At 66.0% G+C, this 7,874-nt stretch carries 8 protein-coding genes; 7 read left to right on the top strand and 1 reads right to left on the bottom strand.

Features of this window, described 5'->3' with window-relative positions; genetic code table 11:
- The 6 genes from ABS88_RS21490 to phoB all read left to right on the top strand — a co-directional run.
- The coding region (locus ABS88_RS21490) for a substrate-binding domain-containing protein (RefSeq protein WP_286750538.1) at positions 1-531 on the top strand (531 nt) is incomplete at its 5' end.
- Between the two features lie 137 nt (positions 532-668).
- The gene (pstC, locus tag ABS88_RS21485) at positions 669-2,045 is read left to right on the top strand and encodes a phosphate ABC transporter permease subunit PstC (protein WP_067110148.1); all 1,377 of its coding nucleotides are present in this window, start codon (positions 669-671) and stop codon (positions 2,043-2,045) included.
- Positions 2,038-3,294, top strand: a complete 1,257-nt coding sequence (gene pstA / locus ABS88_RS21480; RefSeq protein ID WP_286750537.1) for a phosphate ABC transporter permease PstA — start codon at positions 2,038-2,040, stop codon at positions 3,292-3,294. Before pstC ends, pstA begins: the two co-directional genes overlap by 8 nt.
- A 2-nt stretch (positions 3,295-3,296) precedes the next feature.
- Positions 3,297-4,079, top strand: coding sequence for a phosphate ABC transporter ATP-binding protein PstB (pstB, locus tag ABS88_RS21475; RefSeq protein WP_286750536.1), 783 nt, complete (start codon positions 3,297-3,299; stop codon positions 4,077-4,079).
- Between the two features lie 25 nt (positions 4,080-4,104).
- Complete coding sequence (gene phoU, locus ABS88_RS21470; protein ID WP_076077882.1) at positions 4,105-4,824, top strand: phosphate signaling complex protein PhoU; 720 nt, start codon at positions 4,105-4,107, stop codon at positions 4,822-4,824.
- On the top strand, positions 4,824-5,522 hold the full coding sequence (gene phoB / locus ABS88_RS21465; protein WP_067110139.1) for a phosphate regulon transcriptional regulator PhoB: 699 nt from the start codon (positions 4,824-4,826) through the stop codon (positions 5,520-5,522). The genes phoU and phoB overlap by 1 nt, the downstream gene beginning before the upstream one ends.
- A gap of 296 nt (positions 5,523-5,818) precedes the next feature.
- Here phoB and ABS88_RS21460 read toward each other — a convergent pair whose 3' ends face one another.
- The gene (locus ABS88_RS21460; RefSeq protein WP_286750535.1) at positions 5,819-7,168 is read right to left on the bottom strand and encodes an OprO/OprP family phosphate-selective porin; all 1,350 of its coding nucleotides are present in this window, start codon (positions 7,166-7,168) and stop codon (positions 5,819-5,821) included.
- Between the two features lie 196 nt (positions 7,169-7,364).
- Here ABS88_RS21460 and ABS88_RS21455 point away from each other — a divergent pair.
- Positions 7,365-7,874: SDR family NAD(P)-dependent oxidoreductase (locus ABS88_RS21455; RefSeq protein ID WP_286750534.1), on the top strand; the 510-nt coding region annotated here is incomplete at its 3' end.

The raw sequence follows: 7,874 nt of genomic DNA, 5'->3' as shown, positions 1-7,874 counted from the left end.
CCGCCGTCGACCAGCGGCACCTATGACGCGTTCAAGGAACTGATCATGGGCAAGGGCTGCGACGCCGACCCCGCGATGAAGGCGCTGAAGGACAGCGACAAGGACAAGCATGAAGCGGTGTGCACCGGCCTGCGCGGCGCGCCCTTCTATGTCGAGCAGGGCGAGAACGACAATCTGATCATCTCGAAGCTCGACAAGAACCCGAGCAGCCTCGGCATCTTCGGCTTTTCCTATCTCGACGCCAACAAGGACAAGATCAAGGCGGTGCCGGTGCAGGGCGTGTCGCCGACCTATGCGACGATCGCCGACGGCAGCTATCCCGGATCGCGCCCGCTGTTCGTCTACGTCAAGAAGGCGCACGTCGGCGTGATCCCCGGCCTGGCCGACTATGTCGCCGAAATCCTGAAGGGCGCGGCCGAGGGCGGCTATCTGGCGCCCAAGGGGCTGATCGTGTCGCCGAAGGCGGTGGCGGACGCGGCCGCCGCGGCGGCGAAGGCGATGACGCCGCTCGACGGGTCGGTGCTGAAATAAGCTTCTCCCCCACCACCGATTTTCCCTGACCCCGTTCGTGTCGAGCGAAGTCGAGACACCCATCGAAGACGCGCAAGGCCGAGGGGCATCTCGACTTCGCTCGATGCGAACGGAACAAGATAGGCCGAAATTACTCCGTGACCTTCAACCCCGCCGCCCTTCTGCTCCTGATCCTCGGCCTTGCGCTGATCGGCTGGCTGGCCGGCCGCGCGCGGTCGGCGATGCTCGCGGGCCGCACGGGTACGAAGCTGCATTCGCGCCCGCAATATCATGGCTGGTACGTCGCGCTGTGGCTGTTCGCGCCCGCCGCGATCTTCCTCGCCGTGTGGACAAGCGTCTCGCCGGCGCTGATCACCAACGAGGTGCTGACCAGCGAAGCGGCGAAGGACCTGCCCGCCTTTGGTTTCGAGCGCGGGGCGATCCTGTCCGACGCGCGGGGCGTCGCGCAGGGCAGGCAGGCCGCGGTGCGCCTCCCCGCCGCCGCGCCGCTGGTCCGGCCCTATGCCGAGGCGACGCGCGAATATGCGTGGATCGGCATCGCGGCGATGCTCGCGCTGGGGCTGGCGGGGGGCCTCTATGCCTTCACGCGCATTCGTCCCGATTTTCGCGCGCGGACGCGGGTCGAGCGGATCGTAATGGGGGTGCTGCTGCTCGCGTCGCTGGTCGCGATCCTCACCACCTTCGGCATCGTGCTGTCGCTATTGTTCGAATCGATCCGCTTCTTCCGCCTCGTTCCGGCGACCGAACTGCTGTTCGGCACCAACTGGAACCCGCAGAGCGGCGCGCCGCAGCCCGGCACGTTCGGCGGCATTCCGCTGTTCTGGGGGACGGTGTTGATCGGAGCGATCATCGCGATGATCGTCGCGATCCCGATCGGCATGATGACCGCCGTCTACCTGACCCAATATGCCGCGCCGACGGTGCGCAAATGGGTGAAGCCGTGCCTCGAGATTCTCGCGGGCGTGCCGACCGTCGTCTATGGCTATTTCGCCGCGCTGACCGTCGCACCGGCATTGCGCGAGTTCGCGGTGATGCTCGGCATCCCCAACGCGTCGACCGAGAGCGCGCTCGCGGCGGGCATCGTGATGGGGGTGATGATCATCCCCTTCGTCTCGTCGATGGCCGACGACAGCATCAACGCGGTGCCGCAGGCGATGCGCGACGGCAGCCTCGCGCTGGGCGCGACACCGAACGAGACGATCCGCCAAGTGCTGATCCCCGCCGCGCTGCCCGGCGTGATGGGCGGCATCCTGCTCGCGGTCAGCCGCGCGATCGGCGAGACGATGATCGTGGTGATGGCCGCCGGCCTGTCCGCCAACCTGACCGCCAACCCCTTCGCCAGCGTCACCACCGTGACCGCGCAGATCGTCAAGCTGCTCACCGGCGATCAGGAATTCGACAGCGCCAAGACGCTCGCCGCCTTCGCGCTCGGCCTCGTGCTGTTCCTCGTCACTTTGCTGCTCAACATCGTCGCGTTGCGCGTCGTCAAAAAGTATCGCGAAGCCTATGAATAGCGAAACCGCCCCCACCGACTGGAAAGGCCGGGCGATGCAGGCCCGCATCGCCAGGCGCTACGCCGCCGAGCGCCGCTTCAAGGCGCTCGGACTGGGCGCGGTGCTGCTTTCGGGCGGCTTTCTCGCCTTCCTGCTGATCGTCATGGTCGGCAACGGCGCGCGCGGCTTCACCTACACGCATGTCGCGGTGCCGGTCGATTTCCGCACGACGCCGCTGGTGATCGACCCCGCCCGCCTGTCCGATCCCGACGCCGATCAGGCGATCGCGGGCGCCGGCCTGTCCGACATCGTCGCCTTCGCCGCCGACGAGGCGCTGGGCGATGGCGGATCGGCGCTGATCAGCGAGAATGCGTGGAAAGAGGTTCGCAGCGCGATCAAGGCCGATCCCGATCTCCTCAAGCGCCGGACGGTGTTCGAACTGCCCGCGTCGAGCGCCATCGACATTGCCGCCAAGGAGGACGCGAAGGGCGAACTGGGCGCGCGGGTCGATGCGCTGGAACGCGACGGACGGCTGTCGACCGGAATCCACTGGCCCTTCTTCCGCAACGCCGATGCCACCGATCCGGCGGTCGCGGGCATCTGGGGCGCGCTGAAAGGGTCGGTGCTGACGATCGTCATCGCCTTCCTGATCGCCTTTCCGACCGGGGTGCTCGCGGCGCTCTATCTCGAGGAATATGCGCCCAAGAACCGCTGGACCGACCTGATCGAAGTGTCGATCAACAATCTGGCCGCGGTGCCGTCGATCATCTTCGGCCTGCTCGCGCTCGCGGTGTTCATCAACTGGTTCGGGCTCTGCCAGGCGAGCGCGCTGGTCGGCGGGCTCACGCTGGCGCTGATGACGATGCCGGTCATCGTCATCGCCGCGCGCAACGCGATCAAGGCAGTGCCGCCGTCGATCCGCGACGCGGCGCTCGGCGTCGGCGCCAGCCCGGTGCAGGTGGTGTTCCACCACGTCCTGCCGCTCGCGCTGCCCGGCATCCTGACCGGCACGATCATCGGCATGGCGCGCGCGCTGGGCGAGACGGCGCCGCTGCTGCTGATCGGGATGCGCGCCTTTATCGGCGACGTGCCGAACGGCATCTGCGCCCCCTCGACCGTGCTGCCGATGCAGATTTTCCTCTGGTCGGACGAGGTCGACCGCGGTTTCGTCGAAAAGACCTCCGCCGCGATCATCGTGCTGCTCATCGTGCTGCTGTCGATGAACGCGCTGGCCATCTATCTTCGCAACAAGTTCGAAAAGCGCTGGTGATCATGACCCAAGACGATCTTATCATCGCCGACCCCAAGATGCGGGCAGAGGGCGTCGACGTCTTCTACGGCAAAAAGCAGGCCATCAAGGACGTGTCGATCGACGTCGGCACCGACCTCGTCACCGCCTTCATCGGCCCGTCGGGCTGCGGCAAGTCGACCTTCCTGCGCTCGCTCAACCGGATGAACGACACGGTCGCGAGCGCGCGCGTCACCGGCCGCATCGAACTCGACGGCGAGGATATCTATGCGCCGTCGATGGACGTGGTGCAGCTTCGCGCGCGCGTCGGCATGGTGTTCCAGAAGCCGAACCCCTTTCCCAAGTCGATCTACGACAATGTCGCCTATGGCTCGCGCATCCACGGGCTCGCGGCGAACAAGGCCGACCTCGACGTCATCGTCGAGCGCGCGCTGACCCGCGCCGGCCTGTGGGACGAGGTCAAGGACTGGCTGAACGAAAGCGGCACCGCGCTGTCGGGCGGCCAGCAGCAGCGCCTGTGCATCGCACGCGCGATCGCGGTCGATCCCGAAGTCATATTGATGGACGAGCCCTGCTCGGCGCTCGATCCGATCGCGACGGCGAAGATCGAGGAGCTGATCCACGAACTGCGCGGCAAATATGCGATCGTGATCGTCACCCACAACATGCAGCAGGCGGCGCGCGTGTCGCAGCGCACCGCCTTTTTCCACCTCGGGACGCTGGTCGAGTACGGCAAGACCACCGATATCTTCACGAACCCGAAGCAGGAACGCACCAAGGATTATATTACCGGCCGCTATGGTTGAGCCATAGGCGCGAAAGGACAGCATGATGGCAATAGTCAACGATCATACCGTCAAGGCCTTCGACGAGGACCTCAACCGCCTGCGCGGGTTGATCAGCGAGATGGGCGGCCGCGCCGAACAGGCGCTGCTCCAGGCGATGACCGCGCTCAACATGGGCGACCTCGACCTCGCGGCGCAGGTCGTGCAAGGCGACAAGAAGATCGACGCGCTCGAAACCGAGGTCGAGCAACTGACCGTCCAGACGATCGCGCTGCGCGCGCCGATGGCCGATGACCTGCGCGAGATGATCGCGGCGCTGAAAATCGTGTCGGTCGTCGAGCGGATCGGCGACTATGCGAAGAATATCGCCAAGCGCGTCGCGCTGATGGACCAGACCCGCTCGATCGAGGCGATCCCGCTGCTGATGTCGATGTCGTCGCTCGTCGTCGAACTGGTCCATGACGCGCTCGACAGCTTCGCCGCGCGCGATGCCGACCTCGCGGTGCGGGTGACGATCCGCGACAAGACGGTCGACGATTTCTATAACAGCATCTTCCGCGCGCTCGTCACCTTCATGATGGAAAATCCGAAGCATATCACCGAAAGTGCGCATCTGCTGTTCGTCGCCAAGAATCTGGAACGGATCGGCGATCACGCGACCAACATCGCCGAAATGGTTCATTATGTCGTGACCGGCGAGCGGATGGAGGAGCGCGAGCGCGGCGAGCAGCCCGAGGATGGCGCCGCGGAGCAGGAGCAAGGCTGATGCCGCAGCCCGACCTGCTGCTGATCGAGGACGACGAGGCGATCGCCGAACTGATCGTCTGGCATTTCGCACGCGAAGGCTTTTCGGTGCGCCAGACCCCCGACGGCGAACAGGCGCTGATCCTGGTCGAGGAACGGGTGCCCGACATCGTGCTGCTCGACTGGATGATCGAGAGCCTGCCCGGCATCGAGGTATGCCGCCGGCTGCGCCGCAACCCCAAGTCGGCGAACGTGCCGATCATCATGCTCACCGCGCGCGGCGAGGAGGAGGATCGCATCCGCGGTCTCGAAACCGGCGCCGACGATTATGTAACCAAGCCTTTCAGCCCGCGCGAACTGGTGGCGCGCGTCCAGGCGGTACTGCGCCGCCTGCGCCCGGCGCTGGCGGGCGAGATGCTGACCTATGCCGACATCGAGCTCGATTCGGTCGCGCACAAGGTGGTGCGCGACGGGCGGCTGGTGAGCATGGGCCCCACCGAGTTCCGCCTGCTGCGCCATTTCATGGAGCATCCGGGCCGCGTCTTTTCACGCGGGCAGTTGCTCGACAGCGTGTGGGGGCAGGACAGCGACATCGAGCTGCGCACGGTCGACGTCCATATCCGCCGGCTGCGCAAGGCGATCAACCTGCCAGGCACCGCCGATATCATCCGCACCGTGCGCTCGGCAGGCTATGCGCTGGATGCGGCGAATAATGTATAGGGATCATGGAGCGGCTGCAGGGATAGACCGGAGCCCCCATCGTCATCCCGGACTTGATCGGCATATATACCATTCAGGCAAGTCAGGAGCTGTTCCCCGGCGAAAGCCGGGGTCCATGCGAAGCAGCGCTGTGCCATCTGGGCCCCGGCTTCCGCCGGGGAACGGTTGCTTGCCGGAAAGGGATAATGGCCGACTTGATCCGGGTTCCATTCACCAGCGTCGAGTAAATGGATCTTGGATCAAGTCCGGGATGACCGAATTCGGGGAACGCCCGCCGCCCCTTTCAAAGCCGCCCGTCAGAAATCGATCTGCGTCCGCAGTCCGAACGTATCCGCCGAATAATCGCGGTCGCCCGCCGCCGTCGCGATGTGTGCGTCGTCGATCCACAGCCTGCCGTAGTTGGCGGTGCTGCGGACATAGTCGATCGGTGCCCAGACCAGCCCGACCAAGGCCGCTCTCTGCCGTCCCCCGACAATGCCCGCATCATTGAGGTCGAGATGGTCGTACCGCACGTTCACTTCGAACGCGCCGATCCCGCCCGCGGTGATCGGGCTGGACGGTTTCAGTCGGTCGAAGGCGCCGTCCTTGTAGGTCCGGCTCTCGCCCGTCAGCACCATGCCGAGCTCCGCATAGCCGCCGAAGAAGGTCGGATCGGGAAGCCCCGGCCGCCGGACCGTCTGCCAGAAGGTTTCGCCCGCGGCATGGAAAGGCCCCGACAACAGCGCCGCCTCCAGCCCCAGCCCGCGCTCGCCGGTCGCCGCGATCGCGCCGGTATCGACCAGCCGGACGTCGGTGGTGTGCGCGAACGGGCGCGCACGATAGCGGGTCGTCGCCGCGGAATCGTTGAAGTCGCGCCAATGCGCCGACCCGCCGAGATGGAGTTGCGTGTCGCCGAACTTCGGCATCCACACGGCGCGGCCGTCGACGCCGAAACTGTTGTTGGCATCGTCGAGCAGGTCGTTGGCATTGTCGCCGAAGACGCCCGCCTGCGCGAGGAACGCCTTGCCCTTATACTGCGCCGACAGGCCCAGACGGCGTTCGAAACCGAACGCCTGGGTGAAGGCGGCGCGCTCCATGACGCTGGTGAACAGGTCGCTCGTCATCTCGTCGAGCGACCAGAAGGGTTTGACCTGCCCCGCCGTGACCGACAGCGGCCCCGGACCATAGGTGAGGTAGACGTCGGTCAGTTCCACCGATCCGTTCGCCAGATCCGCCTCGACCCGATAGGAGAAACCGCCCGGAATCTTGCCGTCGACGCCCAGATAGACACGGCGAAATTCGCTCCCGATACCGCCGCGGTTTCCGGTCGCGCCGGGCGTGTCGATGCCCGCGACGTCGATCTGCACCCGCCCGCGCGGCTTGAAGCTCCACCCGTCGGCATTGCCGATCTCCGGCGCACCCTTCCACGTCGTCACCGGTGCGGCGGATGCCGCGGGGGCGGGTGCGGAGGCGGAAGGCGATGCGCCCGGCGATCCCGCGTCCGCCGCATCGAGCCGCGCCTCCAGCCTCTCCACCTGCGTCCGCAGCGCGGCGAGTTCCGCGCGGAGCGCCGAAGCCTCCTCGGCGGTCATGGCCTGGGCGTGCGCGGTTGCAGGCAGACAAAGCATCGTGGTCGCGAGCAGGGCCGCTGGACAGGCGAGGCGCATCGAAATCGCTCCATTGCGAAAGGGTGGCTATTCGGGGGCCGTATGACCGATAGATGACAGTTGCACGTCATTTGAATGACATTTCGATGAATATCGCCCTTGTGTCCTTCCCCCTTGCCAGCACGGCCCGAACGGCTAAGGACATCCCCGTTTTCTTCCGCAACGCTTCGCGGACGGCTCAATTCAGGAGATCATCATGGCGATCAAATTCGACGGACGTGTAGCCATTGTCACCGGCGCCGGCGGCGGGCTGGGCCGCGCCTATGCGCTCGAACTCGCGCGGCGCGGCGCAAAGGTCGTCGTCAACGACCTCGGCGGCGCGCGCGACGGCACCGGCCATTCGGACGCCGCGCTGCAGGTGGTCGAGGAAATCCGCGCCGCCGGCGGAACCGCCATGTCGAACGGCGGCAGCGTCACCGAATATGAGCAGATGGTCGAAATGGTCGCCAAGGCGAAGGAAGAATGGGGCGGCGTCCACGTCCTGATCAACAACGCCGGCATCCTGCGCGACAAGAGCTTCGCGAAGATGACGATGGACGATTTCGACCTTGTCGTGAAGGTTCACCTGCTCGGCAGCGCCAACGTCACCAAGGCGTGCTGGGACATCATGCGCGACCAGGCCTATGGCCGCATCCTGATGACCGCCTCGTCGACCGGCCTCTACGGCAATTTCGGCCAGGCCAATTACGGCGCGGCGAAGCTCGGC

Source organism: Sphingopyxis sp. SCN 67-31, from assembly GCF_001725095.1.
This window is presented reverse-complemented; position numbering and strand designations above follow the sequence as displayed.